The following is a 25,551-nucleotide window of genomic DNA, read 5'->3' as shown; positions in this document are numbered from 1 at the left end:
TCCTCCAATCGTACGCAAAACAAAATTGCTCTGAGCTATTCGTATTTTTCTAAATGGATTTCTCATTTTGCCATCGATATATGAATGCTTAACTCTATAATAAAACGCTATATTAGTTTTACATTGTGGTACAAAACCTGCTGTTGAGCGAGCTTCCCCTAATTGCTATAACTAGAAGTAACTAATCATCATTAATTACCCAAGAGCCTGCTGAAGCATTTTTATTAATCTGCACTCCTCATTACTCTCATTTGTCATAAGTCTTAGTATAGGAATCCCAGCCTGTTTAAGAATTTTATTTTTCATTATATCCCTCTCGTGCTGTCTGGTACCTGGTTTATGGAATGCATAACCATCAACTTCTACAGTTAAAATAGGCTTTTTATCCATATTATCATAAATCAGAAAATCTACATGAGTATTGGGATTGGTAACGTAGACAATCTCATCCTTGGATAGCTCAGATACCTTTTTTAACAGCAGCCGCAAAGGATAGTGATAATAGACTTTCAACTTTGCAAACTCATTCTTACTCAATACACGCCGAATAATAGAATCTAGTAATTCTTCAGAAGGGTATTCAAATATTCTTTTTTTATTGGCAAAATTTAATTCTCTTCTTTGCGAATACTGCTTATACAGCAGGTCAAAAACAGAACAAATCTTACTGTCTATTACCTCATAATTATGGTATTGCATATATTTTACAAGATCACCAATATTTGTATTTTCGTTTCCTTCATTACCAGACACAACCACTCGCAGGCGTTTTTCTGCCCGAGATATCGCCACATTGAGCATATCAGGTTTGTCCACAAATTTTGATATCTGATTATCAACAGTCGTAATAATAATATTTTCTTTTTCCCTTCCCTGATATTTATGTACCGTCTCCACCTCAATTCCGGTGTCCCCCAACTGTTCAGATACAGCATTGGTCTGCTCTCTATAAGGTGAGATAACACCAATATCATTTCCCGAAATATCGGCCCCTAGATTGGGTAGTACCTCGTTTAATATTACGTCAATTTGCCTCTGGTTATATCGGCCCCTAGCATGATTTCCCTCAACCGTACGATATGTTTTCAAGACATCCGATTCTCCGTTGTCTTTTGTCATTATAATCAGTTGTCCATTATAAAATTTACGGTTGCAGAAATCAATAATTCTAGGGTGACAACGATAGTGTTCGCGCAATAACGTTTTGGGGATATTAGGAAATAAGCTACCAATTGAAGATAGCAAGCTATTGGAGGAATATTCGTACTCCTGCGGCAATTGAAACTCACGGAAAATGGCTTGGGTTACTTTAGCAACCTTATCCGGCACTATATTAGGAAGCTGCTTTAAATCCCCCACAACTACCAGATTTTTGGCGCAGGAAAGTGCAAGAGCACCCTTAACAACGTCCACCTGAGATGCTTCATCAATAATTAGGTAGTCATAAGTAACGTTTTCTAGGCTTTTAATCAGTGATTCCGTTGTGCTGAGAATCAGCGGGTACTGATCAAGAAAATCGCTAGCATTTTTCCAAAACACCTCGTCTGTGAAGACAGGCCGTGATTTGCGCCCTTTGTATTTTTCGAAGAGCGTGGCTTTCAGTAGTTCCATAGAGCAGTGGGTATGCTCTTGCATTTTCTCGGGAAAATGGAATTCCAGCAGTATTTCTTCCTGAAATTTAATTTCATTTTCTAGCTCCTGAATTCTCAAATCATAGTATTGCTTTTGGAACTCGGTAATTATATCATTCAGCGGGGATTTGTAAAATGCTAAGTCAAATTGACCGTAACGCAGTCTGCTCATAAAACTGAACCAAAATGGCGCCCGACGTCTTTTTGGGGAAAACATCTCGCATTTCAACCATAAATCTAACAGATTATTTGATTGCAAAACGGAGAATCCTTTTTTTCGTGATAGTGGTAGATGGTTTTCTATGTTGTGGTAATACTCATAAAAATAGGCAGCTTCCAGTTTGATATCTGAAAGTTGCTGTTTAGCAAAAGCTACTTTGTTTTGGACCTTGAGTTTATCATCCAAATCTTTAGCCAATTCGGATAGCTTTCTTTGTGTCTGAGACAGAGATTCATTCTCCACTTTCCAGCTTGTCATATCAGGATAGACGCCGGATTGTTCACTAATAAAATTGTTCTTGTTATCTTTGTTACCAAGAAAGGCACCAATAAAGGAGAGATTATACTTTTCCAGCTTTTCCTGCACATTTTGTGTTGGAGAATTATTATTAGAGACGACAGCTACGGTTTTCCCGCGTAGCAGCGCATTGGCAATGATATTGAGGATTGTCTGGGTTTTACCGGTTCCAGGGGGGCCCTCAATGAGGCTGATTTGATTTTGAAATGCTTTTTCTACTGCTTCTTTCTGGCTGAGGTTAAATCCGAATGGAAAAATAATAGGAGTGTCATCGCACAACGCATTCAACACATCAGCTGGTGAAAGATATTTAGCCAAAGCAGAATGCTCTCCAACAAACTTCAATTCGTCATACTGTAGTTTTAGTATACTGTCTTGATTTGAATTTTTTAATCCCACAATATCTGCAACTCGAGAAAAATACTTAAGGCACTCTGCGGCATTTCCTTTATCCAGAAAAGAATATTCAATTGTAACTTCAGATTTTTTGTGCAGGCTTAAATAAGGATTGCCTTTAGAGGCGATACGGATATAAAATCCAAAATCATAACTACAAGCATCTGAGAGAATTTGCTTACCATTTCTTGAAATGCGGATTTTCTCTGGTGACAAAACCTGCGGATTTTCATAATACTCAACCAGATCAGCACTTGGCGTATATACAACACTATTATTGTGGAATTGAATTCGATATCGGCTGTCAACTCGTTGACAAAACTTAATATCCCTAGTACAGTCTTTTCCCTTAAATAGAATCAGGTATTTCGTCTCATCCATTTTGAAACTCCTTGTTGCCGTATCAATTACAAGGCAAGTAATGGGAACAGCAAAAATAAGATATAGTAAATCAGATTTGTTAGAATACTTACATATTTATACTACTTCACATAATTTTCATTATGTCATATACCCTTTTTTTAATTATATCTCTAAAATCGTCAATATTCAACCAAATTTTACCAATTGTACTATATAAAAATAGCCGAACTATGATAGTTCGGCTAAAAAATATATTCAGAATGCTATTTCTTTCTCCAATATAAAATGTGAAATTTAGAAAATGGCATAATGTAACCCTCTTAACAACAATTATAACTATAAGAAATCTTGCAAATCTTACACTAATCAAAACGTAAATGAAGTACGTTCCGAACACTAAAATGTCATTAACACGGATTGGTTTTCTGTGTTATCTCACGGTAGCATGGTTACTATATTCTTCTCAAGAGTCTCAGACGTACAGTTCACCAGCTGCGTCTAGGCTCCTGTTTTTTTCTATTCAGTAATAAAATGAGATCGTGGATGTAGTGAATCCACTTAATACTGAATGCCAAAATCGGTATAGGATGTAACAATACTCTTTGATAGACTGTGCAGCCACGACCTTAATAGTTAGAGGCTGTTAAGCGAGCGCGCCTGCCCTGCATAGCAGAAGAGAGCAAATACGTATCTGGTGAGAGTAGCCAGTTATAGAACTAACCAGACTCGATTATTCACGACACTTTTCTATATATAATGGGGGTTCAATTCCAGTTGCTGGCGCCCTTTCCATATAAATTTATCATAAAACAGAAACAAGCCCATATTTCTATGGGCTTGTTTCTGTATGTTTGGTTGCGGAGGCCAGATTTGAACTGACGACCTTCGGGTTATGAGCCCGACGAGCTACCGGACTGCTCCACTCCGCGATATTTTTGCGTCTCTTCAAGAGCGCTTAACTATAATAACATCGTTAACCTAAGAAGTCAAGCCTTTTTGAAAAAAATGTTAATTTAATTAAAAAAGAGTTTTTTGATTTGCTTGTCCCCTCAATTAGTATGTGATATACTTTTCTCAAATTTAGTTGCATATGCAGTTAGGGAGTGCTCTGTAATGGTATCGATTCGAGAATATCAAGACAAAGATATTCCTATGTTAACAAAAATATGGAATACAATTGTAGAAGAAGGAAATTCATTTCCTCAAACAGATTATCTCACACTGGAGCAAGCGGTTGATTTTTTTGCGGAACAGAGCTTTACCGCAGTGGCAGAAGAAAACGGTGTGATTATGGGATTATATATCCTCCACCCAAACAACGTGGGGCGCTGTAATCACCAAGCCAATGCTGGGTATATGATACTGCCGGCGTACAGAGGGAACGGAATAGGAAAACTTTTAGTTCAGCATTCCTTAGAAAAGAGCAAAGCTCTTGGTTTTCAACTTCTCCAATTCAATGCCGTAGTAAAAAGCAATATTCACGCTATTCGATTATATCGTGAATTAGGCTTTGTTGAAATCGGTACGGTCCCACTTGGTTTTCGGATGAAAGACCATACCTACCAAGATATTATTTTATTTTACCATACTCTGTAACGCTTTTGCCAGCAACAAAGCCGTATGAGCATGGCCTCTTTCCTATTCCCTTCACTAAATTAGATGTGGAGAGAGAGTTTTTTATTGCAAAATTACAGTAATATAGGTGTAAATAATGCAATTTGATAAAAAAAATCAGAAAAAATCATTTTATTTCTTTAAAATAGATTGACTAAAAAATAACAACGTGATAAAATTCAATTATTCGGTATATGTTTGTATCTATGAGGGCTTCATGTTTTCAATATAAGTATACCAACTATACGATTTACTCTAGTTGTTACATTTTCTTATATACAATATCTTAGATGTTGTTTTTAACCTGCTTATGACACACTTTTCCCATATATATTAAGTAATGAACCCCCGAAAGGGCCCGTCTATATTAGATGGGCCCTTTCGGGGGTTTAGGATATTTTACTGTTTACTATCACATCGCAGGGATGGCATAAGCCAATTAATTGGGGGGAGGGTACATCATGCAATTATTAAGCCGTTTTAATTCCTTCTTGAGTAAAATACGCATCAATTGATTCCAAATCATAATATTGTCCATTATGTATGAAACCGAGGTGCAAAAATCCGGGGTTGTATTCCGCTCCATCTTTTTGCGCCGGTACAATGCATAACTCAATTAAATCGTTATGACTGACCTGTGTCAGCTTTCTGTCCAGCTCTTCTTTTGTTACCAGTATTCTCATTGGTGTTATACATCCTTTCTATTTATCACTCATTTTCTGTCTTTTATTATATCTTATTGGTATGGTGAATCTTGTCAAATTATACGTTTATTTCCTGAATCCCTTAAAAATGGAGGTTTTATGAATATTCCGCCGTTTAATTGTAATTCTTTCGGTTACAATGCCTAATATGCCAAAATATGCCACGAAACACTAGCGAAATATCTCAACAAATCAGTATTTTTGATTTTTACTATTCTTTTTATGACCTAATTTTAACTGTATAAAATTCGAGTTTTTTTGCATAATTGTCGAATCTTCGGAATCAAATGAAAAGATGTCGAAAAAGTTTTAGCCACCTTGTTGACAAATAAAATAGCCCATGATATAATACTCAAGCAATCAAATGGTTGCGAAAAAACATGCGAGAGTGGCGGAATTGGCAGACGCGCTAGATTCAGGTTCTAGTGAGCGCAAGCTCATAGGAGTTCAAGTCTCCTCCCTCGCACCAAAACAGAGCAGAAACAATTGTTTCTGCTCTGTTTTTTTGTTTCTACTCTATTTTTATTTAAAATGTACCAATCTTGCCTTAAAAGGGTTCTATTCTATCTGTGTACAAAACTGTATTTCTCTTCCTTTTTTCTGTTATAATAGTGATAAAAGAAAAACATCTCACTTTTCGGTATTATAAATGTAGAATGGAGGTAAAACGATGTCTGAAATATATTTGGCGGGCGGTTGCTTTTGGGGAGGCGAAAAATATCTTTCCTCCATACCCGGGGTAATCTCAACGCAAGTTGGGTATGCGAATGGCGTAACGCAGTCTCCCACCTATGAAGAAGTTTGCAACCAAAACACGGGGCATGCAGAAACGGTAAAGGTTATTTATGACCCTCAAAAGCTTTCATTGGAATTTTTATTGGAGCTGTATTACGATTCTGTGAATCCATTTTCGCTGAACCGACAAGGAGGCGATGTCGGCAGCCAATATCGAACAGGAATTTACTATACCAATGAAAACGATTTGCCTGTTATCACAAAATCGCTTCAACGACTGCAACAGAAACACGAGAGAAAAATCGCGATTGAAGTAAAGCCTCTTTCCAACTATTTTGCGGCGGAAGAGTACCACCAGAAATACCTTGATAAAAACCCCGGCGGCTACTGCCATATTGCTCCTGAAAAGTTTGAAAAAGCCAGCCGTGCTATCATAAACCCCGCGGAATATCAACTGCCGAATGAAGATACACTTCGCAGCAAACTAACCGACTTGCAATACAAAGTAACTCAGGAGCAAGCAACGGAGCTGCCCTTTCAAAATGAATTTGACCACGTATTCCAGCCCGGCATTTATGTGGATATTACAACCGGCGAGCCACTCTTCTCTTCCAGAGATAAATTTGATTCCGGGTGCGGCTGGCCAAGCTTTGCTAAACCGATAGACCCGAATGTTGTGCAGGAAAAGACCGATCTATCTCATGGCATGATTCGCTCCGAAGTAAAAAGTCGAGTTGGATCTGCACATTTGGGTCATGTGTTCCCAGACGGCCCCAAAGAACTTGGCGGCCAGCGCTACTGCATAAATAGCGCGGCACTCCGGTTCATCCCAAAAGAGGATATGGAAAAAGAAGGATATGGGCATTTGCTTCCGCTCCTTTCAGAATAAACCTCTTTCCTATTCCAATTAAAAGGACACCCTGAAAAAGCAGTAGCTGAATCAGAGTGTCCTTTTTATATTTTTTATTTAATTCTCTATCCTAAAGAACAAAATCATTTTTTATATAAGCGGTGTAAGGGTGATCCATGTGATACCCCAGTTTTTCTGCCAGAGCAACCGATCGCAAATCGTGCGCATCCCAGCTTGGGTATAGACCACGTTTGAGGCATTCCAAAATTAAGCCAGCTCCACAGGCAGTGGCCAGTCCCTTTCTTCGATACTCCGGGTTTGTGTCGATTTCGATCTCAATTCCGCCCGAATACACACAGTAGGAGGAAGCGCCGCTCACCGCTGTGCCTTTATAGGTAACTACAACGCCTACGCCTTTTTGGCGGTAATCTTCGTAACTGGGGAACTGGGAACACAAATCTTTCGACCAATCATCCCGAAGAAGAGAATGGTATTGCTCCTCGCCAATGATTTCTAGGGGATAGTCCTTTTCTAACGAATCTATGTAGCCATGTAATCGTTCTGGGGAAAACACATCGGGCTCTTTTTGAATGGCATACCGCAATGCTTTGGTTGCCCCATTCCCCCACACCGATTGCAGCATCTGCTCCCATTCGCCATTTTGCGGAACCATGATTGGCGACGCCGCTTTTGCAGCCAAGGCGGCATTCGGAACTCCGGCAAAGAAGCAAAAATCCCCCATCACAATTTGGGCCGCAGAGGGGTTTTGCTCGTCATCTGTGAGAAAATAACCCATGCAGCCATCCAGACAGGAACGAATCATCGCTTTCTCCCAGCCTGCAAAAATGGATGCGACCTGATTTAATTGCGCCATTGTATCCCCTCTTCCCTTAAATTGAAATAAAGCTTTGATTAAATGAGCCTAAATTTAAAATATAGTATAACATAGATTGGCAAGTACAACCAGAACCGTAAAAAAAACGACCTCCGGTTTGAACCGGAGGCCGTTTTTTTATTCTTCATCCGCCAATCCAGTCTCCGCCGTTTACGTGCAAGGTTTGACCCGTCATATAGCGGGAGTCATCGCAAGCAAGGTAAACATAGGCAGGGGCAATCTCAAAGGGCTGACCTGCTCGCTTCATAGGAGTGTCTACACCAAAGGACTGAATAGCCTCCGGCGGCTGAGAACCGGCGGCTGGCTGAAGCGGAGTCCAAAACGGGCCTGGAGCAACCGCATTCACTCGTATTCCCTTATTCACTAAATTGAGTGCCAGTGAACGCGTGAACGACACAACCGCTCCCTTGGTAGAGGAGTAATCAATTAAATTTTCATCCCCACGGTAAGCAACAACCGATGCCGTATTGATAATACTATCTCCCTCATGCAAATATGGTAGAGCATATCTCGTCATAAAAAAGTAGGAATACACATTGGTGGCGAAAGTGTTGTGCAGCTGTTCTGTTGTAATATCTTCAAAGTTTTTCTGTACAAATTGAACGGCGCAGTTATTTACCAATACATGAAGCCCTCCGTATTGCCGAACTGTAAGCTCCACTACCTGTTGGCAGGTATCTTCACTGCGAAGATCACCCTCCAGTAACAGACATTGCCCGCTATATTGCTCTTCAATAACCCGCTTTGTATCCTGCGCATCTTTTTGCTCGTTTAAATATGCAATGGCAATATTCGCACCTTCCTTGGCAAAAGCAACTGCTACTGCTCTGCCAATTCCACTGTCTCCTCCCGTAATGAGCGCGGTTTTGCCCTTTAATTTCCCACCCGCTCGATACTCGGGATTCTCAAAAATCGGCAGTGGTCTCATCAAGTATTCCATGCCGGGCTGCACCGTCTGTTGTTGAGATGGAAATGCGACCGGCTCCTCTTTGCAAACTTGTTTGCTCCCATAGTATGGATAAATTGGATACATAAAGCAGAACTCCCTTTCCCCTCAAGCTATTTCTATCACTATATATACTACCGAAAGACAAAATTTAAGCCTGTTTGTATTAAGGCAGAAAATAAGAGATAAAAAAGTGGCACCCCTGCAAACGCAGGAGTGCCATATAAAAGGGAAATCGATGAAAGCAAATTAAAGGGTTACACCATCTTTAAAGATGGGTAGATCGCGCTTGTCTAAACTTTCAGACTTTGCATGCTTTCTGCCGGAAGCAACATCAACAATAAAGTCAAAGAACTCTCCGGCAACCTCAGTCATGCTGCGGCCTTCCAGAAGCTGACCGGCATTAAAATCAATCCATCCAGATTTTTTCTGGCTAAGTGCCGTGTTGCTCGAAACCTTAATGGTAGGAACAGGGCAAGCAAACGGTGTGCCGCGGCCAGTGGTAAATAGCACAATATGAGCTCCGGAAATTGCCAGCGCTGTGGAGGCGACAAGGTCATTTCCGGGTCCTTGCAGCAGGTTAAGGCCCTTATGGGCAACCGGCTGGCCATAGCCTAGAACATCTACCACCTTTGCCGTACCACCCTTTTGGATGCACCCAAGGGATTTATCCTCCAGTGTGGTAATTCCACCGGCCTTGTTACCGGGGGACGGATTGGAGTCGATTTCCTCCCCGTAACGCATAAAGTACTTTTTAAAATCGTTGATTAAATCAACCGTTTTATCAAACGTTGCACGGTCTTTTCCGCGATTCATGAGAATCGTTTCTGCACCGAACATTTCGGGAACTTCCGTTAAAATGCTGGTTCCACCCTGTGCCACCAACAAATCGGAGAAAGCACCAACAAGTGGATTTGCGGTAATGCCGGAGAATCCATCGGAACCGCCGCATTTTAGGCCAATTACAAGGTCAGACACACTGCATTCTTCCCTATGGAACTGAGAAGCATAACGACACAACTCTTCCATAAGCTGTACGCCAACCTCTATTTCATCTTCAAACTCTTGGCAAACCATGAACTTCACACGCTCTGGGTCATAGTCTCCAATCATTTTCTGCATTTGTTCCATGGTATTGTTTTCACAGCCAAGGCCAACCACCAAAACAGCACCCGCATTGGGATGATGTATCATTCCCGTCAACGCTTTTTGCGTATTGGTATGGTCGTCCGACAGTTGAGAACAGCCATAGGGATGTGTATAGCAGAAGATGCCGTCCAGCTCCGGGGTTAAATACTGCTGAGACTGCAATTCAATCTGTTTTACAATGGAGTTCACGCAGCCAACGGTCGGAATAATCCAAACTTCGTTGCGAACACCCACTTTTCCGTCTTTTCTGCGGTAACCCTCAAAAGTTTTGGGTGCAATCGCTTCCAATTCATGAAAATCGGGAGTATAAGTGTAATCCAGCAGCTCGCCAAGGGTTGTTTTCACGTTGTGGGTATGCACCCACTCACCGCTCTGAATCTTGCGTGCCGCGGTACCAATGGGAAAGCCGTATTTGACAATCGGCTCTCCCTCATTCATTTCTTTGCGTGCTATTTTATGGCCGGGAGGTACATCGTTTACCACCTTCAGCTCTTGACCGTCAACATCGAGCACTGTTCCTGCAGGGATAGGCTGCAAGGCAACAATGACGGTATCTTTTGGGTTAATTTGATAAAACTGCTTCATAAAAGGCTCCTCCGTTTATTTTCCCAGCAGCTTTTTCACAGCGGCTGTCATGCCGTTCGCACGAATGTCTTCCAAGTTGGCAGTTACCTGCTCTTTAAAATCACCGTACTTTGTCAAATCCTCGCCCCAAAACTCTTCATGAGAAGCAACCGCTTTCACATACTCTGCCACCGACAGCTTGCAATGCTTTGCGAAGAAATCCATAACCGGCTCGTCATCCTTAAAACGGTAAGGCTCGCCGTCACGCAGGCAAACCATCACGCCGTCTTCCAGCTTTTCAATGGTATAGAAAGCGAGCAGTGCGGCAAAGGAGAACGTAAGGAACTTCGGTGCTTTTCCATTGGCTGCAAACTGATCTTTAAAGGTAGGCAGAATACGAGACTTCCATTTAGAAACCGAGTTTAGTGCAATGGAAAGAATTTCGTGGTCTACAAACGGGTTATCAAAACGCTCGAGTACAGAGTTTGCAAATGCCTCTGCCTGTTCGCGGGGAAGCTTTACGGTAGGCACAATCTCATCGAATACCGTGCGCTCCATCAGCTCGCGGCACAAAGAATCCTGCATGGCATCACGAACAATGTTTTTACCGGTAAGGTAAGCTGCCAAAACGCAAGAAGTATGCGCACCATTGAGAATACGTACCTTTCTCTCACGGTACGGCTTCTGGTTATCGGTAAAGATGACCTCCATACCGTCTTTTTCAAGGTGGTCAATCGGCAGCTCGCCGGAGATATCTTTGTCGCTCTCAATAACCCACAGAGCAAACGGCTCGCCGGCATCAAGAAGGTCATCCTGGTAACCAAGCTCTTTTTCGCAAATAGCTTCGGCTTCCCCTCTGGGGTAACCGCTTACAATACGGTCAACCAAGGTGCTGCAGAATACGCAGCTTTCGGCGACCCAGCTCTTAAATTCATCGCCAAGCTGCCACAAATCGATCAGGCGGTTTACGCAGTCGCGCAGTTTTCCGCCGTTATTTTCAATTAGCTCCACCGGCAACATAATGAGACCCTTATCTTTTGCACCGTTAAACGCAGTAAAGCGCTCATGCAGGAACTTGGTCAGCTTGCCAGGGTAGGTATTGGGAGGAGTTAACTCAAAACGGTCTGTCTCATCATAAACAATACCGGCTTCCGTTGTGTTTGATACGACAAAACGCAGACTGGGGAGCTTTGCCAATTCGGCGTATTCCTCATATTCACCATAAGCATCTACCACACGATTGATGCAGGTGACCACACGGTTTTCGACGGAAGGCTCGCCATTTTTGCGGCCACGCAGAGAAACCGTATAAAGATTATTCTGCTTGTGAAAACGCTCCAGAGTGCCGAAAGAAATCGGCTTTACCACGGCAACGTCACCGTTAAACGCGCCCTTTTCGTTGGCCACATCAATAAAATAGTCCACAAAGGCTCTCAAAAAATTTCCTTCGCCGAATTGTACGACCTTTATTTCGCGGGGTGAGCGCGAATGAAGCTCCTGAATCTGTTTCATATCAAAGATGACTCCTTTTCACAATGTAAGTGCTTACATTTTTTATTTTAACATTTGAGACTCAAATGTCAATAGGTTTTTGAAAAGCTTTTGGATTAATTGGTTATACGCTAAAAAAGCTAATTTTACTCGAAAAATTTCTTGATTTTTTAGCTAGAAAAGGATATACTCAATTGTAAGCCCTTACAAAAGAAGGTGATACCAGCTCTTATGAACATTTATGATATTGCTCAGCGCAGTGGTGTTTCCATTGCGACTGTTTCACGCGTAATGAACGGCAGCCCCAATGTGAGTGCCGCTACACGGGAAAAAGTAATGGCCGTAATTCAGGAGGAAGAATATATACCAAACGCATTTGCGCGCGGTCTCAATTTAAACTCCATGAAGATCATTGGAATATTGTGCACCGATATTGCGGATACATTCTATGCAAAGGCGGTTTCTTTAGTAGAAAGCCTTCTGCGCCAAAATGGGTTTGACGCACTGTTATGCTGTACCGGGAACGACCTGGAAGATAAGAAAAAGTACCTGGAGCTGCTGTTGGCCAAGCGAGTGGATGCGGTCATCCTCATTGGCTCTGCGTTTAAAGAAAATGTGGATAACAGCCATATTGAAATGGCAGCAAAGCAGGTTCCCGTTATTATTATTAACGGGTTAGTAGAGCTACCCGGTACCTACTGCGTTACGTGTGACGAGCAGACTGCCGTTGCACAAAATGTAACTCTGTTAAACCGCCAAGGGTACAGCGAAATACTTTATCTTTACGATATTTTAACCTACAGCGGCTGCTCCAAGCTGAGCGGCTACCGAGATGGTTTAAAGCAATGCGGAATTCCTGTAAATGAAAGCCTGATTGTTCAGGTGCCAAAATCGATTGAACAAGTAAAGCGCCGCGTTCTTACTTTGTTTGACTCCGGTATCTCTTTTCGCGCCGTGATGGCGTCGGAAGACCTTTTGGCAATTGGCGCAATCAAAGCACTGCAAAAACTGAATCTTACGATGCCGGTCATCGGCTTTAATAATTCCATTTTGTCGGAATCCTGCTCTCCCTCCCTTACGAGTGTAGATAATATGCTCGACACACTCTGCCCCGCAGCCATTTCTATGCTGACCGGAATTTTAGAGGGCAAAAGCGTACCGCAGAAAATGGTGATTTCTGCTACCCTGGTTCAGCGAGATACCTTTCAGGCAACCCCACAATAAAAAGTGGGGGTTCACCGAACTTTCGGTCCATATCTGGAGTGAAAACAGCAATCCCCCACAGGTCCATACTTTCACAAAAGATTCGTATACCATGCTGATGAAACAAAAAACTGGAGGCTTAAAACATGAAAAAATTTATGGATGAAGATTTCCTGTTAAGCAATGAAACGGCAAGAACGTTGTTCCATGACTACGCGAGCAAAATGCCGGTGATCGACTACCATTGCCATATCATCCCGCAGGAAATTGCCGAAGACCGCAAGTTTGAAAACATTACGCAGGTTTGGCTGGGCGGCGACCATTACAAATGGCGCTTGATTCGCTCCTGTGGTGTAAATGAAGACCTGATTACCGGCAAGAACAGCAGCGACCGCGAGAAGTTCCAGCAATTTGCAGAGAGTTTGCCCAAAGCAATTGGCAACCCTCTCTACCACTGGACCCACTTGGAACTGCGCCGTTACTTTGGGTACGACGGTGTTTTAAATGCCGACACCGCTGAAGAGGTTTGGAACCTGTGCAACAAAAAGCTGCAGGAAGACAACATGAGCGTTCGCGGCCTGATTAAGCAATCTAACGTGCGAGCCATTGCAACCACAGATGACCCCATCGATTCTTTGGAATGGCACCAGAAAATAAAGGATGACCCAACCTTTGACGTTAAGGTTGTTCCTGCTTGGAGACCGGACAAAGCTATGAATATTAATAAGCCCGGTTTTACCGAGTATATGCAGCAGCTTGCGCAGGTAAGCGGCGTCTCCATTCAAACAATTCAAGATGTTCGCGCTGCACTGGAAAAACGCATGGAGTTTTTCGACAGCATGGGCTGCCGTGCCTCTGACCATGGCGTTGACTATATTATGTACAATCCTGCTACGGATGATGAGCTTAACGCTATATTGAAAAAGGGATTGAGCGGCGAGGCTCTTACACAGCAAGAAATCGATCAATATAAGTATGCCATTCTTCTGTTCGTTGGCCGCAAGTATGCAAAGCTTGGCTGGGTGATGGAGTTGCATTACGGCGCACTGCGCAGTGTAAACGACCGTATGCTCGACCGCATTGGCGTTGACAGCGGTTTCGACTGCATTGCAACCTATTGCTGTGCAGACACGGCAGCAAAATTCCTCAACGATCTGGACAAAACCGGCGAGCTTCCCAAAACCATCATTTACCCCCTCAATCCTACAGATAACGCAATGGTTGGCGCACTGATTGGGTGCTTCCAGGGAACCGAAGCAGCAGGCAAGCTGCAGCAGGGTTCCGCTTGGTGGTTTAACGACACCAAAACTGGCATGATTGAGCAGATGACCAGCCTTGCGAACCTGGGTGTTCTCGGTACCTTTGCCGGAATGCTGACAGACTCCAGAAGCTTTTTGTCTTACACTCGCCACGAATACTTCCGCCGCATTCTATGCAACCTGATTGGCACATGGGTAGAAAACGGCGAGTACCCGGATGATATTCCTTACCTTGGCAAACTGGTACAGGATATTTCATTCAACAACACCAATCGTTACTTTGAATTCAACGTTTAACCTTTTTCATATTCCTTCTGTTAGAAGAGCCGCCGCAATCATTTGCGACGGCTCTTCTTTAAGCTAACAAAACCCCATCCGGTTAAAAAAGCGGGATGGGGTTTTCTAGGATAAAACAGCTTATTCTATTGGGCTCGTTTGATATGGCATCGGGTTGTTTCGCCTCTGTGAGAATCGCTCGAGGGCGGTTTGAATCTCTTGCTCACTGAGCGAAAATGGAACTTTCACATTTTCCTCTAATCCATCCATAGCCACTCCGTCAAAAGCATACAACTTCTTTTGTAGTCTCCATAAAAGCTCCAGTTCTTTTTCATCGAAGTCAGCAAAGAGGTCTGCCATTAAGTCTACCGAGATTTTGCCTGCGCAGCTTAGCAGTGTTTGCATACCTAGCTCGGTTACACGCACATTCACTGCACGTTTGTCTTTTTTGCTAGGGCCAATTGCTACAGATCCCTTTTTCTCAAGGCTAGAAACCAATTGCGTAATATTTTGCTTGGTACTGCCCAACTTATTTGCGATGTTTACAATTGTTGTTTCCTCTTCCGGTAAATGGAGTATCGCCAAAACCGTCATATATTGCCGAGACGTAAAAGGGGTACAGTATCTGTCCCCGGCTGTTTGTAATTTGTTTGAAACAGAAATAAGGCTTGAGTATACTTGCTGCGTTAAATGCAGCAGTCGCATTTCTTTCTCATAATCCACTGCCATAACCGCCTTAGAAATTTAATATCACTATTTAGATGAATGCTTTTTTGGCATCGCAATAATAAGTAGGATTACTTAAGACTAATCAAAAGACTATCAAAAGCACTATTATTACGTTAAAATTTATTTACATTAAGCTACTTCTCTCTTATTTTATTGCTGAAAAAATGCAATTGTTTTTTGAAAGGATTCATACTGCCCCTTGGCATTCCCCTCAATGGTACCGCCGGAGGTAAATACTCCGCCATTCATTGGCATTTCTAAGGTAATGCTGATAGGAACCACAAAAGGAACAGGTATCGGGTGACCCATATCTTTATAAGGCAAAATCTGTACTGAATGCGAGTACTTGTTTTCTTTGAACACTTGCAGTATTTCTTTGCAGGCATCGTAGCTGTTCCAAATATTATCCTTTTCCCCGTAAATTAGTAGAAAATCCGCTTCCGAATTCTCGATTTTTATTCTGGCTTCTTCTCGATTTTCTGCTTTCTCAATGCTTTTTTGATAGGTGCTGGCAAAGCCAAAGGGAACCCCCTCCTTCACCGCTTTTTTCTGCTCTTCAAAGAATATTGCATTATCTACTGGAATAAAAGGAATCGATTTTCCCTGATAGGACCAACTGGAAGCATTCTTGCCGCTCGCGAGACCATCAAGTGCCTGAAAGCAATACACATGCGGTTCGACTGCGGCAACTTTTTTAATTTGAGGATAACGGGAAGCCAGCAAAAGTGCTAGTTCACCGCCTTTTGAGGTACCGTGCAGATAGATTTCTTTCACTTTTGTGATTTCATTATTCTCTAACCACCGGAAAATGGTTTCAAAGTATTCGAGCGGAACCTCTTCTAATTTTTCTGGCAGCCCCTCTGCCCCAAAATACGGTACGGTTAGCACATTGAATCCTCTGGAGGCAATCGGAGCCGCCATTAAAGAAAGGGCATCCAATTGACCATCCGACCCACCTAACATTAGAATTGTTTTCTCGGCAGGTATTTGCGGGTAAAAAAGCACACCGTTAAAATCCTCGTGGATCAGCTTTATGATGAGGTCGTTGCTTTTAAAATTCCGTGTAAGCGTTACTTCACGCTTTTCCGAAGAAGATTCTACGATTAACTTGATAAGGATTGGGTTTTCAACGCCAATTCCCTGCACAATATTTTTCCCTACGGATTTTGATTGTTTTACGGAATAGATCAGCCCCATACTGTCCGCAGTGTGATAGCTACCCTCCACTGGAACCGCTTGGTAAAAATCCACTATACCGGATTCATCCACTTGAAAAACTGCGTAAGATGAAAATTCCTCGCCGCTGCACCACGGCAGCTCCATGGTAAGGCTTGCCTTTAACAAACGATTCGCTGGTAACTCCGAAACGGCAATATGTATTTTTTCATCCACAAAGGCCTCTTGCTTATCAATCGTGATTCTCATCTTTTACTCTCCTAAACAAATATTATTATGAGTATCCTCGCAATTAGTCAGTATATTGTCTTTATTGCGTCTAGTATAACCCTCTCTATTCAATTAGTCAATATATTTATTTAATAATCAAAAAAAGAGCTTGCTGTCTATATTTCCAGACAGCAAGCTCTCACTTTTCACTTATTAAGTTCATCTAATTATTTTTAGAGAAGAAAATGCCTTTTACATCTTGATTTAGAACCGATGAGGTAACGCAGAGAATCAGTTCCTCTATTGCGGCTAGTGAAGCAAACACACAAAGAACCGCTCCGGCGTTAACCCCGAAAAAGGGATAGCCAAATGGCAGGCAAAACAATAGCAGCCCCGCTGTTTTATTGGCATAGGTATGCAGAAAGGCAAATTGTTTATGCCGAACATAGTTAACCGCAAGGGAACAAAGCTTAATCAGCGCTATTCCTGCAATCCACCAAAAAAGCCAAATCGGCAGTTTCATCGCAGGAACAAGGCGAAATAGAAGCACCGCAGTTAACAAAAAATCTGCCGCACTGTCTAGCTTAGCTCCCGCTGGGCTGGCACAGCCAAACCTTCTTGCAAGAAAGCCGTCGAGCATATCGGTAACACCGCAAATGCTATATAGCATAAAGAACCCAATCGAAAAAGGTTCCACATATACTAGTGGAACACAAAGAGCTATCCGTAGTATTGTCAGTGCGTTCGGCAAATTCTTCATATTATTCCGCTGAGGGCTGTTCCCTCCAGCCCTTGCAAACGTCTACCCAGCCAAGAGCACGGGAGCATTTCTGCAATTCTTCACAGGTAAGCTCAATAGCAGAATTTGAGGTTCCGCAAGCCGGGAACACCGTAGTAAAACGGCGCAGGGATTCATCCAGATACACCTTTGCTCCATCGGGATTATCAAACGGGCAGATGCCCCCTACTCGGTAGCCGGTGAGTTCCTCTGTTTCTTCCGGTACAAGCATTCTGGCTTTCATACCAAAATGACTCTTGAATGCAGAATTATCTACCTTACCATCCCCTGCGGCAACAATTAAGATGCAGCCGTTTTCATCCTTTAACGAAATGCTCTTGGCAATTCTGGCAGGCTCTACTCCCAGCGCCTGTGCGGCTAACTCTACCGTAGCGCTGGAAACCTCGAACTCCTGAACCTTATCGTCTTTTCCAAACTGCTTTAAATAGTTCCGAACCTTTTCCGTATTCATGTTTGGTTACGCCTCCGTTTTAGCGCATTAAGCGCGCTGAGCCCTCATTTCCAAATAATCTTCATACGTTGTCATGCGGTCAACCACACCATTCTCGGGCAAAATTTCAATAATGCGGTTTGCAACGGTCTGCACAAACTGATGGTCGTGAGAGGCAAATAAAATAACGCTCTTAAACTCAATCATACCATTATTGACTGCGGTGATAGACTCCAAATCAAGGTGATTGGTGGGCTGATCCAGCAGAAGTACGTTCGAGCCAAACATCATCATGCGGGAAAGCATGCAGCGCACCTTTTCACCACCGGAAAGTACATTTACCTGCTTGAGTACATCTTCACCAGAGAAGAGCATTTTACCCAAGAAACCACGCAGGTAAGTTTCCGTTGTATCCTTTGAATACTGCTCCAGCCATTTTAAAATGCTCAAATCACAGTCGTTAAAGAATTCTGTGTTATCTTGGGGGAAATACGACTGAGAGGTACTAACGCCCCATTTGAAGGTTCCTTCATCCGGCTCAAGTTCTTCCATCAAGATTTTAAACAGAGTGGTAACGGCAATTTTATTTTCCGCAAGGAACGCAATCTTATCACCCTTGTTTACGCGGAACGATACATTGTCGAGTACCTTAACACCGTCAATGGTTTTACTCAGGTTTTCTACCGTCAAAATTTCCTTGCCAGGCTCACGATCCATCGTAAAGCCAACGTAAGGGTAACGACGGGAGGAAGCCGGCATTTCTTCTACCGTGATTTTATCCAACAGCTTTTTACGCGACGTAGCCTGCTTGGATTTTGATTTATTTGCAGAGAAGCGCTGAATAAACGCTTGCAGCTCTTTAATTTTATCTTCATTCTTGCGGTTCTGGTCACGCATCACGCGCTGAATCAGCTGGCTTGACTCATACCAGAAGTCGTAGTTACCTACATACATACGAATCTTTGTAAAGTCGATATCTACAATATGGGTACAAATATCATTGAGGAAGTGACGGTCATGTGATACCACAATAACGGTACCCATGTAATCCATCAAAAAGTCTTCTAACCAATGAATCGAGTCAACATCCAAACCGTTGGTAGGCTCGTCCAGCAGAATAATATCGGGCTGGCCGAATAGTGCCTGCGCCAGTAAGATTTTTACCTTTTCTGTTTCTGAAACAGAGCTCATCTCTGCATACAGCAAATCTACCGAAATCCCCAAGCCCTGCAAGAGTTTGGCGGCCTCAGTTTCTGCGTCCCAGCCATTCATTTCAGCAAATTCAGCTTCCAAATCCGCTGCCAAATTACCGTCTTCTTCTGAGAAATCCTCTTTTGCGTATAAGGCATCCTTTTGCTTTGAAACCTCATACAGTCGCGGGTTGCCTTGCAAAACCGTATCAAACACCGTAAAAGCATCAAACGCGTAGTGATCCTGCTTGAGCACCGACATGCGCAGCTTCTTGTCAATTACAACTTCGCCCTTCGTCGGTTCCAGCTCTCCAGACAGGATTTTTAAAAAGGTCGATTTTCCCGCGCCGTTTGCGCCAATCACACCGTAGCAATTGCCCGGGGTAAAGAGCAGGTTAACGCCGGAAAATAAATTCTGTCCGTTAAAGCCCAATCCCAATTCGGATACTGTTATCATGTTCTCGTTTCCTCCGTTATTCTATACCGGCGCGCATATGCCGCCCATTCTATACAAATACCGTATTATTCTATCATAAATTGCCACGAATTCAAAATTTTATTTCCATCTTCGTTACAGCCAACGAACGGGCATTGTTTTTTATACCCGTACTTGTGCAAAACGGCGGGCTTTCGTACAATTTTGTAAGTAGAAAGCCACACCATTTTATTGAATGAGAAATAGTATCTTCTAGTTTTGCTTTCGCTATTTGTATATTTCGAATATTGAAATACTAGCAAGTAAATACGGAGGATTATTTTTCGAATTTATAATGTGCATGTGCAGAAGAGCTTTCAACCCTATTTAAAAGATTTTTCAAAGCAAATGTGGTTTCATCGCTGATGAGATGCTCCATTTTACAAGCGTCTGCGCTAGCTGTTTGCTCATTGACACCACAAAAGTAAATCAACAATTGTCTTAGTAATTGAAACTTTGCCGAAATAATCTGCCCCTGCTTTTCTCCTTCCTGCGTAAGGCAGATTTCACCGTGCAATGGCTTTACAACAAGTCCTTCTTCTTGTAGCGCGGTAACGGCATGATGCACACTGGGCCTTGTAACGCTCAAATAATCGGCAAGATCAATGGAACGGACGAACTTCGTTTTTTCTGACAATCGATAAATCGCTTTTAAATATTCCTCCTTGGAAGGGCTCATTTTTTTACCCATCACTGATTCTCCTTTTATGAATTAAAACAAATGTGTATACATACCATACACTTAAATATGCTCATTTGTCTTTTTTTCGGTTCGTTTCATCCGTATTCCGTTGTTCTTCCCTATAAGCAAAAGATTGGATTGGCGGCAGCATTGGACAACCATAAAGGTAAAGAGGAAATGAAATACAGGAGAGATAAGAGTTGTAAACGGCACAGATTGTTTTTTCCTCCGCTTCCATTTCCTTACGCTTTTGCTTTCTCGTATCTTGAGAAGCAGATTTTATATGAATTTTGTGTGATTTATTCTTTTTAATGTTAGCACCTCCTAACTAAAAGCGATTTAAAAAGTGTATGGATACCATACACTTACGCAAATCTTTTATTCATCAAAACTTTCTTCAAAAAACTTGATTCGATTAATGAAAGAGGATAAAAAACTGGTTAAAAATTTTATTTCTTGGTCAGAAGCATGATTTAGTTCTTCTTCTACCATACTATTCAAAACGGCATGGTACTGCAGATGGTTGTTATGTGCCTTTCTCCCCTTTTCCGTCAGATTCAAGGAATATCTAGATAAATTAAGCTCGTCAACCTCTTTCGTTACCAGAGCCTTTCTCTCCAATTTTTTCAGGATTTCAGAAACAGCTCCCTTTGTCACTCCCAATATATCCGCCAAGCCCCCCACATGAATACCGGGATGCTCTGCGATTGCCATTATTACATGTATTTCAGAGTGGAAAATCGGCACATCCGTTCCGTAAAATCGAGTCTTTTTATCCAGATCAACTAAGGCTAATGCTAAATAGAGAGATTGGTTCGCAATTTGAAGTTTGTCATTTTTCATTTCATTCATATCCATAGTATATGGTTGCTATACACTTTTGTCAAGCCCCCTAAAAACATCTGCATATTTTAGGATTTTATAAATCACTGGCAAAAGCGGAATTACTAAAAAACGTACGGGCTAGTTATAAGACAAAGGAATTTGGCGCTCCGGCTTTTACCCCTTGAAAAAAAGTGAATAGCATGATATATTGAATAAAAGATAACGCGATGAAAAAGGAAAGTACCCAGTTTTTCTCCGACCAGAGAGAGTATGCCATGGGCTGAAAGCATGCTTGCGGGTGAGTATTGGAGAAGTTCCCTTTGGAGCGGCGCTGCTGAACTTATGAAGTAGGCGGCGACGGCAGGCACCGTTAAAGGCTATATAAAGTGTTTGATGTTTCAAAAATCAGGGTGGTACCGCGGAGGAGTTTTGCCTTCGTCCCTTTTTCATAAGGGGGCGAGGGCTTTTTTTATTTTCTTTACGTTATCGTTCTCATTCTAAATTGACACCGAAAGGAAGAATATTTCATGAAGCAGCAGCTAGATGCCATCCGCGACAGTGCGGTAAAAGAACTGGCTCAGGCAAAGGGGCAGCAGGTTCTGGAAACGCTTCGGGTAAAATACCTAGGCAAAAAGGGCGAGCTGACCACAATATTAAAGCAAATGGGCGGCCTAAGTGCAGAAGAGCGCCCTGTTGTTGGCCAATTGGCCAATCAGGTTCGTGCAATGATTGAGGAGGAGATCACGAAACGCGCCGCCGATTTGAAAGAGCAAGTTTTACAAGCTCGTCTGGAGCAGGAGAAACTAGACGTAACCCTGCCCGGCAATCACCATGAGCTAGGCGCAAAGCATCCTCTTTCGATTGTTCTCGATGAAATCAAAGAGATTTTTGTCGGCATGGGATTCGAAATTGTAGACGGCCCCGAAGTCGAGTACGATTACTACAACTTTGAGGCATTGAACATGCCAAAAGACCATCCTGCTCGTGATACACAGGATACATTCTATATTAACGACAATATTGTTCTACGCACGCAAACCTCTCCCGTTCAGGTTCGTGTAATGGAAAAGAAAGAGCCGCCTATCCGCATTATTTCTCCCGGCCGTGTGTATCGCTCTGACGCAGTAGACGCGACCCACTCCCCTCTCTTCAATCAAATTGAGGGTCTTGTTGTGGATAAGGGCATCACCTTTGCCAATTTAAAGGATACGCTCGAAACTTTCGTGAAGCGTTTGTATGGGGAAGACTCTGTCGTTCGCTTCCGTCCCCACCACTTCCCGTTTACGGAACCATCCGCCGAGGTAGATGTGCAGTGCTTTAACTGCCATGGCGAGGGCTGCCGCCTGTGCAAAGGCGAGGGCTGGATTGAAATTCTGGGCTGCGGCATGGTACACCCCAAGGTGCTCTCCAACTGCGGAATAGACCCCGAGGTATACAGCGGCTTTGCGCTCGGTATGGGCCTTGAGCGTGTAGTAATGCGCCGTTACAGCATAGACGACCTGCGTTTGTTCTTTGAGAACGACATTCGATTCTTAAAGCAGTTTTAGGAGGTGAGCCAACATGAATCTTTCAATGAAATGGTTAAATGAATTTGTACCGATGGACCCCATGCCGATGCGTGATTTCGCAGAAGCTGTTACAATCTCCGGCTCTAAAGTGGAAGAATACCACACAGAAGGTGCCGATATTGATAAAGTAGTTGTAGGCCGTGTGCTTTCTATTACTCCCCACCCCGATTCGGATCATCTATTGATTTGCTCGGTAGATGTCGGTCAGGCAGAGCCACTTCAAATTGTAACAGGTGCACAGAACCTGAAAGAAAACGACCTCGTACCCGCAGCACTGCACGGCTCTACTCTGCCGAATGGTGTTAAGATTAAAAAAGGCAAGCTGCGTGGTGTTGAAAGCTTTGGTATGCTTTGCTCACTCGGTGAGCTAGGTCTTACTAAAAGCGATTTCCCCTATGCAATTGAAGACGGCATCTTCGTTTTGCAGGAGGACTGCAAGCCCGGCGACTCCATTCAGGAAGCAATTGGCTTTAACGATACGAAGGTAGAGTTTGAAATCACCTCTAACCGCCCTGACTGCTTCTCCGTGATTGGCTTGGCTCGTGAAGTCGCCGCTACCTTCCAAAAGCCGCTTACCCTGCATACCCCAATTGTTAAGGGTGGTAACGGCAGTGGTAAAGAGCTATTAAACGTTGCGATTGAAGCGAATGACCTTTGCTCGGTTTACAGTGCACGTATCGTAAAAAATGTTCGGGTAAAGCCCTCTCCTCGCTGGCTGCGTGAGCGCCTGCGCGTGATGGGCGTTAGACCCATCAATAATATTGTAGATATTACAAACTATGTAATGCTCGAGTACGGCCAGCCCATGCACGCCTTTGATTTGCGTTTTGTAGAGCAAGGCAAAATCTGTGTGCGCCGTGCACAAGACGGCGAGGGCATCACCACGCTGGACGGAGTAGAGCGCAAACTAAATGAAAACAATTTAGTAATTGCCGATGCAGCAAAGCCCATAGCGGTTGCCGGTGTAATGGGCGGCGAGTTCAGCGGTATTGTGGATGATACGACAACAATCGTGTTTGAATCTGCTTGCTTTGATGCGGTCTCCGTTCGCTTAACCGCAAAAGCGCTAGGAATGCGAACCGATTCCTCCTCCCGTTTTGAAAAAGGGCTTGACCCCAACAACTGCCTGCCCGCACTGAACCGCGCCTGCGAGCTTGTGGAACTGCTCGACGCCGGCGACGTAATGGACGATGTGCTGATGGACGGCAATATTAACGTTCAACCTTTGCATATTCCGCTCGAAGCAGAGTGGATTAACCGCTTCATCGGCTGTGAGCTGACGAAAGAGCAAATGGTAGAGATTCTAAACCGCATTGGCTGCTCTGTGGAAGGCGAAACCGTGGTAGTTCCTACCTTCCGCCCCGATTTACAGCACAAAGCAGACATCGCGGAGGAAATTGCTCGTTTTTATGGGTATAATAATATACCGAGCCAAACTCTTCCCGGTGGTGCACAAGGCAAATACAGCGCCCGCCAGCACTTTGATGCTGCTGTAAGCAACACAATGCTGGCTTTGGGCCTGAGCGAAATTACCACGTATTCGTTTATTAGCCCCAAATATTACGATAAAATTCGGATGCCTGCGGACTCGCCTTTGCGCCGCTCCGTCGTAATTTCGAACCCACTTGGGGAAGACACAAGCATAATGCGCACGGTAGCACTGCCCTCCATGATGGAGATCCTTGCAAAGAACTATAACAACCGCAATGCCGCAGTTGCGTTCTTTGAGCCCGCCAGAGAATATTTACCCACTGAACCGGATAAGCTTCCCATTGAGCGCCGTGTTTTGGTTGGCGGCATGTATGGGAGCGGCACAGATTTCTTTACGCTCAAGGGTATCGTCGAAGATTTACTAGAGAGCGTGAACGTTACTGAGTGGGACATTGCCGCCACCTCAAACGAACCTAGCTACCACCCCGGCCGCTGTGCCGTTCTTACCATTGACGGAGAGCAATTGGGTGTTTTGGGTGAAATTCATCCGCAAGTGCAAGAAAACTACGGTATTGGTGAGCGTGTGTACAGCTTTACGCTCGATATGGATGTGATGTACGCACACGCAAAATTGGAGAAGCTGTACACTCCCCTGCCCAAGTTCCCGGCAGTTACCCGTGATCTAGCACTCATCTGCAACGATGACATTCCGGTTAATGACCTGCAAAAGGCAATCATTCGCGGTGCAGGCAAGCTGCTCGAGAACGTTCGCCTGTTCGATGTGTATAAGGGCGAGCAAATTGAAGCCGGTAAAAAGAGTGTGGCATTTAGTTTGGTACTGCGCTCCGGTGACAGCACGTTAAACGAAGAAGCCACCGGTTCTGTTATGAAAAAAGTGTTTGCAGAGCTTGAGAAAATCGGTGTAAACCTGCGTTCTTAAGTTAAGCTATCGTAATACTTTATTCCCATTTTTGTAACGAATTCCTCTTGTTTTCCACCGTGAAATATTGTATGATTACGATACTGGAGGTGTATCCATGTTCGATAAAACAATGACTTTTTCCTTTCCCGGCGACCGTGAGGAGGATATTAAAAACATCCTGACTACCGTCTACGATTCCTTAAAAGAGAAAGGATATAACCCAATCAACCAAATCGTAGGGTACATTCTCTCTGAGGATCCTACGTATATCACGGCGCATAATAATGCCCGCAGCCTGATTCGCCGCATTGACCGTGACGAACTGCTGCAAGTGCTGCTAAAATCCTATTTAGGGGAATAATCAGCAGCTACGCATTAATTTTGCGGTACAAATGATGGATATGATTTTGGGAAAGCCAGCGCTTTGCGCTGGCTTTCCATATTTTATTTTCTGTGCGAAACATTTCCTTTGTAAGGGGCTTTGCTTTTATTCAAATGAACGGCTAGAATAACTTTTATTT

At 43.3% G+C, this 25,551-nt stretch carries 20 protein-coding genes, 2 tRNA genes and 1 other annotated feature; of the genes, 8 read left to right on the top strand and 14 right to left on the bottom strand.

Features of this window, described 5'->3' with window-relative positions; translation table 11 throughout:
• Window positions 1-195: 195 nt before the first annotated feature.
• Together E7L17_RS06870 and E7L17_RS06865 are read right to left on the bottom strand one after the other, a co-directional pair.
• A complete protein-coding gene (locus E7L17_RS06870; RefSeq protein WP_316322517.1) occupies window positions 196-2,925 on the bottom strand; it encodes an AAA domain-containing protein in 2,730 nt (909 codons plus the stop codon).
• 834 nt (window positions 2,926-3,759) lie between these two features.
• Window positions 3,760-3,836 (bottom strand) — tRNA-Met (locus E7L17_RS06865).
• 184 nt (window positions 3,837-4,020) lie between these two features.
• Between E7L17_RS06865 and E7L17_RS06860 the strand changes: the two genes are divergently transcribed.
• Window positions 4,021-4,503 (top strand): GNAT family N-acetyltransferase, encoded by a 483-nt coding sequence (locus tag E7L17_RS06860; RefSeq protein WP_316322516.1) that lies wholly within the window; start codon window positions 4,021-4,023, stop codon window positions 4,501-4,503.
• A 488-nt stretch (window positions 4,504-4,991) separates the two neighbouring features.
• On the opposite strand, the gene E7L17_RS06855 is transcribed toward E7L17_RS06860, so the two are convergent.
• Window positions 4,992-5,204 (bottom strand): hypothetical protein, encoded by a 213-nt coding sequence (locus tag E7L17_RS06855; protein WP_085832923.1) that lies wholly within the window; start codon window positions 5,202-5,204, stop codon window positions 4,992-4,994.
• A 403-nt stretch (window positions 5,205-5,607) separates the two neighbouring features.
• Here E7L17_RS06855 and E7L17_RS06850 point away from each other — a divergent pair.
• Both E7L17_RS06850 and msrB read left to right on the top strand, forming a co-directional pair.
• Window positions 5,608-5,694: transfer RNA gene (locus E7L17_RS06850), tRNA-Leu, on the top strand.
• A gap of 201 nt (window positions 5,695-5,895) precedes the next feature.
• Window positions 5,896-6,849 carry a peptide-methionine (R)-S-oxide reductase MsrB gene (msrB, locus tag E7L17_RS06845; protein WP_316322515.1) on the top strand — a complete coding sequence of 318 codons (954 nt, stop codon included), beginning with the start codon at window positions 5,896-5,898 and terminating at the stop codon, window positions 6,847-6,849.
• Between the two features lie 91 nt (window positions 6,850-6,940).
• Here msrB and E7L17_RS06840 read toward each other — a convergent pair whose 3' ends face one another.
• The 4 genes from E7L17_RS06840 to E7L17_RS06825 form a co-directional block, all read right to left on the bottom strand.
• Window positions 6,941-7,684: a GNAT family N-acetyltransferase gene (locus tag E7L17_RS06840; RefSeq protein WP_316322514.1), complete on the bottom strand. Its 744-nt coding sequence runs from the start codon at window positions 7,682-7,684 to the stop codon at window positions 6,941-6,943.
• Window positions 7,685-7,829: 145 nt separating this feature from the next.
• Window positions 7,830-8,738: an SDR family oxidoreductase gene (locus E7L17_RS06835; protein ID WP_316322513.1), complete on the bottom strand. Its 909-nt coding sequence runs from the start codon at window positions 8,736-8,738 to the stop codon at window positions 7,830-7,832.
• Between the two features lie 162 nt (window positions 8,739-8,900).
• On the bottom strand, window positions 8,901-10,385 hold the full coding sequence (locus E7L17_RS06830; RefSeq protein WP_316322512.1) for an altronate dehydratase family protein: 1,485 nt from the start codon (window positions 10,383-10,385) through the stop codon (window positions 8,901-8,903).
• A gap of 15 nt (window positions 10,386-10,400) precedes the next feature.
• A complete protein-coding gene (locus tag E7L17_RS06825; protein ID WP_316322511.1) occupies window positions 10,401-11,876 on the bottom strand; it encodes a tagaturonate reductase in 1,476 nt (491 codons plus the stop codon).
• A gap of 210 nt (window positions 11,877-12,086) precedes the next feature.
• Between E7L17_RS06825 and E7L17_RS06820 the strand changes: the two genes are divergently transcribed.
• Window positions 12,087-13,079: a LacI family DNA-binding transcriptional regulator gene (locus E7L17_RS06820; protein ID WP_316322510.1), complete on the top strand. Its 993-nt coding sequence runs from the start codon at window positions 12,087-12,089 to the stop codon at window positions 13,077-13,079.
• 125 nt (window positions 13,080-13,204) lie between these two features.
• Window positions 13,205-14,614, top strand: a complete 1,410-nt coding sequence (gene uxaC, locus E7L17_RS06815; RefSeq protein ID WP_316322509.1) for a glucuronate isomerase — start codon at window positions 13,205-13,207, stop codon at window positions 14,612-14,614.
• A gap of 120 nt (window positions 14,615-14,734) precedes the next feature.
• Here the strand turns inward: uxaC and E7L17_RS06810 are convergent, their stop codons facing one another.
• The 7 genes from E7L17_RS06810 to E7L17_RS06780 all read right to left on the bottom strand — a co-directional run bounded on the left by E7L17_RS06810 (window position 14,735) and on the right by E7L17_RS06780 (window position 21,142).
• Window positions 14,735-15,316, bottom strand: a complete 582-nt coding sequence (locus E7L17_RS06810; RefSeq protein WP_316322508.1) for a MarR family winged helix-turn-helix transcriptional regulator — start codon at window positions 15,314-15,316, stop codon at window positions 14,735-14,737.
• Between the two features lie 156 nt (window positions 15,317-15,472).
• The gene (locus E7L17_RS06805; protein ID WP_316322507.1) at window positions 15,473-16,747 is read right to left on the bottom strand and encodes an acyl-CoA thioesterase/bile acid-CoA:amino acid N-acyltransferase family protein; all 1,275 of its coding nucleotides are present in this window, start codon (window positions 16,745-16,747) and stop codon (window positions 15,473-15,475) included.
• Between the two features lie 184 nt (window positions 16,748-16,931).
• Window positions 16,932-17,468: a CDP-alcohol phosphatidyltransferase family protein gene (locus E7L17_RS06800; RefSeq protein ID WP_316322506.1), complete on the bottom strand. Its 537-nt coding sequence runs from the start codon at window positions 17,466-17,468 to the stop codon at window positions 16,932-16,934.
• A 1-nt stretch (window position 17,469) separates the two neighbouring features.
• Window positions 17,470-17,958: a YbaK/EbsC family protein gene (locus E7L17_RS06795; RefSeq protein WP_316322505.1), complete on the bottom strand. Its 489-nt coding sequence runs from the start codon at window positions 17,956-17,958 to the stop codon at window positions 17,470-17,472.
• Window positions 17,959-17,985: 27 nt separating this feature from the next.
• The gene (locus tag E7L17_RS06790; protein ID WP_316322504.1) at window positions 17,986-19,584 is read right to left on the bottom strand and encodes an ABC-F family ATP-binding cassette domain-containing protein; all 1,599 of its coding nucleotides are present in this window, start codon (window positions 19,582-19,584) and stop codon (window positions 17,986-17,988) included.
• Between the two features lie 295 nt (window positions 19,585-19,879).
• Window positions 19,880-20,293 (bottom strand): metal-dependent transcriptional regulator, encoded by a 414-nt coding sequence (locus E7L17_RS06785; RefSeq protein ID WP_316322503.1) that lies wholly within the window; start codon window positions 20,291-20,293, stop codon window positions 19,880-19,882.
• 369 nt (window positions 20,294-20,662) lie between these two features.
• On the bottom strand, window positions 20,663-21,142 hold the full coding sequence (locus E7L17_RS06780) for a MarR family winged helix-turn-helix transcriptional regulator (RefSeq protein WP_410470653.1): 480 nt from the start codon (window positions 21,140-21,142) through the stop codon (window positions 20,663-20,665).
• 185 nt (window positions 21,143-21,327) lie between these two features.
• Window positions 21,328-21,555, top strand: a binding site (T-box leader).
• An 81-nt stretch (window positions 21,556-21,636) separates the two neighbouring features.
• On the opposite strand from E7L17_RS06780, the gene pheS reads away from it, so the two are divergent.
• The 3 genes from pheS to E7L17_RS06765 all read left to right on the top strand — a co-directional run bounded on the left by pheS (window position 21,637) and on the right by E7L17_RS06765 (window position 25,391).
• A complete protein-coding gene (gene pheS, locus E7L17_RS06775; protein ID WP_316322502.1) occupies window positions 21,637-22,656 on the top strand; it encodes a phenylalanine--tRNA ligase subunit alpha in 1,020 nt (339 codons plus the stop codon).
• A gap of 13 nt (window positions 22,657-22,669) precedes the next feature.
• A complete protein-coding gene (gene pheT / locus E7L17_RS06770) occupies window positions 22,670-25,048 on the top strand; it encodes a phenylalanine--tRNA ligase subunit beta (RefSeq protein ID WP_316322501.1) in 2,379 nt (792 codons plus the stop codon).
• Between the two features lie 97 nt (window positions 25,049-25,145).
• A complete protein-coding gene (locus E7L17_RS06765; protein WP_085832906.1) occupies window positions 25,146-25,391 on the top strand; it encodes an IreB family regulatory phosphoprotein in 246 nt (81 codons plus the stop codon).
• The last annotated feature ends 160 nt before the right edge of the window (window positions 25,392-25,551 follow it).

The organism is Clostridium sp., from assembly GCF_032576335.1.
Lineage (GTDB): Bacteria > Bacillota > Clostridia > Oscillospirales > Acutalibacteraceae > Faecalispora.
This window is presented reverse-complemented; position numbering and strand designations above follow the sequence as displayed.

Coding starts and splice junctions, on each gene's coding strand:
- uxaC (WP_316322509.1), top strand. CDS start 13,205: ATGAAAAAATTTATGGATGAAGATTTCCTGTTAAGCAATGAAACGGCA.
- E7L17_RS06840 (WP_316322514.1), bottom strand. CDS start 7,684: ATGGCGCAATTAAATCAGGTCGCATCCATTTTTGCAGGCTGGGAGAAA.
- E7L17_RS06835 (WP_316322513.1), bottom strand. CDS start 8,738: ATGTATCCAATTTATCCATACTATGGGAGCAAACAAGTTTGCAAAGAG.
- E7L17_RS06860 (WP_316322516.1), top strand. CDS start 4,021: ATGGTATCGATTCGAGAATATCAAGACAAAGATATTCCTATGTTAACA.
- msrB (WP_316322515.1), top strand. CDS start 5,896: ATGTCTGAAATATATTTGGCGGGCGGTTGCTTTTGGGGAGGCGAAAAA.
- E7L17_RS06790 (WP_316322504.1), bottom strand. CDS start 19,584: ATGATAACAGTATCCGAATTGGGATTGGGCTTTAACGGACAGAATTTA.
- pheT (WP_316322501.1), top strand. CDS start 22,670: ATGAATCTTTCAATGAAATGGTTAAATGAATTTGTACCGATGGACCCC.
- E7L17_RS06825 (WP_316322511.1), bottom strand. CDS start 11,876: ATGAAACAGATTCAGGAGCTTCATTCGCGCTCACCCCGCGAAATAAAG.
- E7L17_RS06785 (WP_316322503.1), bottom strand. CDS start 20,293: ATGGGTAAAAAAATGAGCCCTTCCAAGGAGGAATATTTAAAAGCGATT.
- E7L17_RS06805 (WP_316322507.1), bottom strand. CDS start 16,747: ATGAGAATCACGATTGATAAGCAAGAGGCCTTTGTGGATGAAAAAATA.
- E7L17_RS06855 (WP_085832923.1), bottom strand. CDS start 5,204: ATGAGAATACTGGTAACAAAAGAAGAGCTGGACAGAAAGCTGACACAG.
- E7L17_RS06765 (WP_085832906.1), top strand. CDS start 25,146: ATGTTCGATAAAACAATGACTTTTTCCTTTCCCGGCGACCGTGAGGAG.
- E7L17_RS06870 (WP_316322517.1), bottom strand. CDS start 2,925: ATGGATGAGACGAAATACCTGATTCTATTTAAGGGAAAAGACTGTACT.
- E7L17_RS06780 (WP_410470653.1), bottom strand. CDS start 21,142: ATGGATATGAATGAAATGAAAAATGACAAACTTCAAATTGCGAACCAA.
- E7L17_RS06830 (WP_316322512.1), bottom strand. CDS start 10,385: ATGAAGCAGTTTTATCAAATTAACCCAAAAGATACCGTCATTGTTGCC.
- E7L17_RS06800 (WP_316322506.1), bottom strand. CDS start 17,468: ATGAAGAATTTGCCGAACGCACTGACAATACTACGGATAGCTCTTTGT.
- pheS (WP_316322502.1), top strand. CDS start 21,637: ATGAAGCAGCAGCTAGATGCCATCCGCGACAGTGCGGTAAAAGAACTG.
- E7L17_RS06795 (WP_316322505.1), bottom strand. CDS start 17,958: ATGAATACGGAAAAGGTTCGGAACTATTTAAAGCAGTTTGGAAAAGAC.
- E7L17_RS06820 (WP_316322510.1), top strand. CDS start 12,087: ATGAACATTTATGATATTGCTCAGCGCAGTGGTGTTTCCATTGCGACT.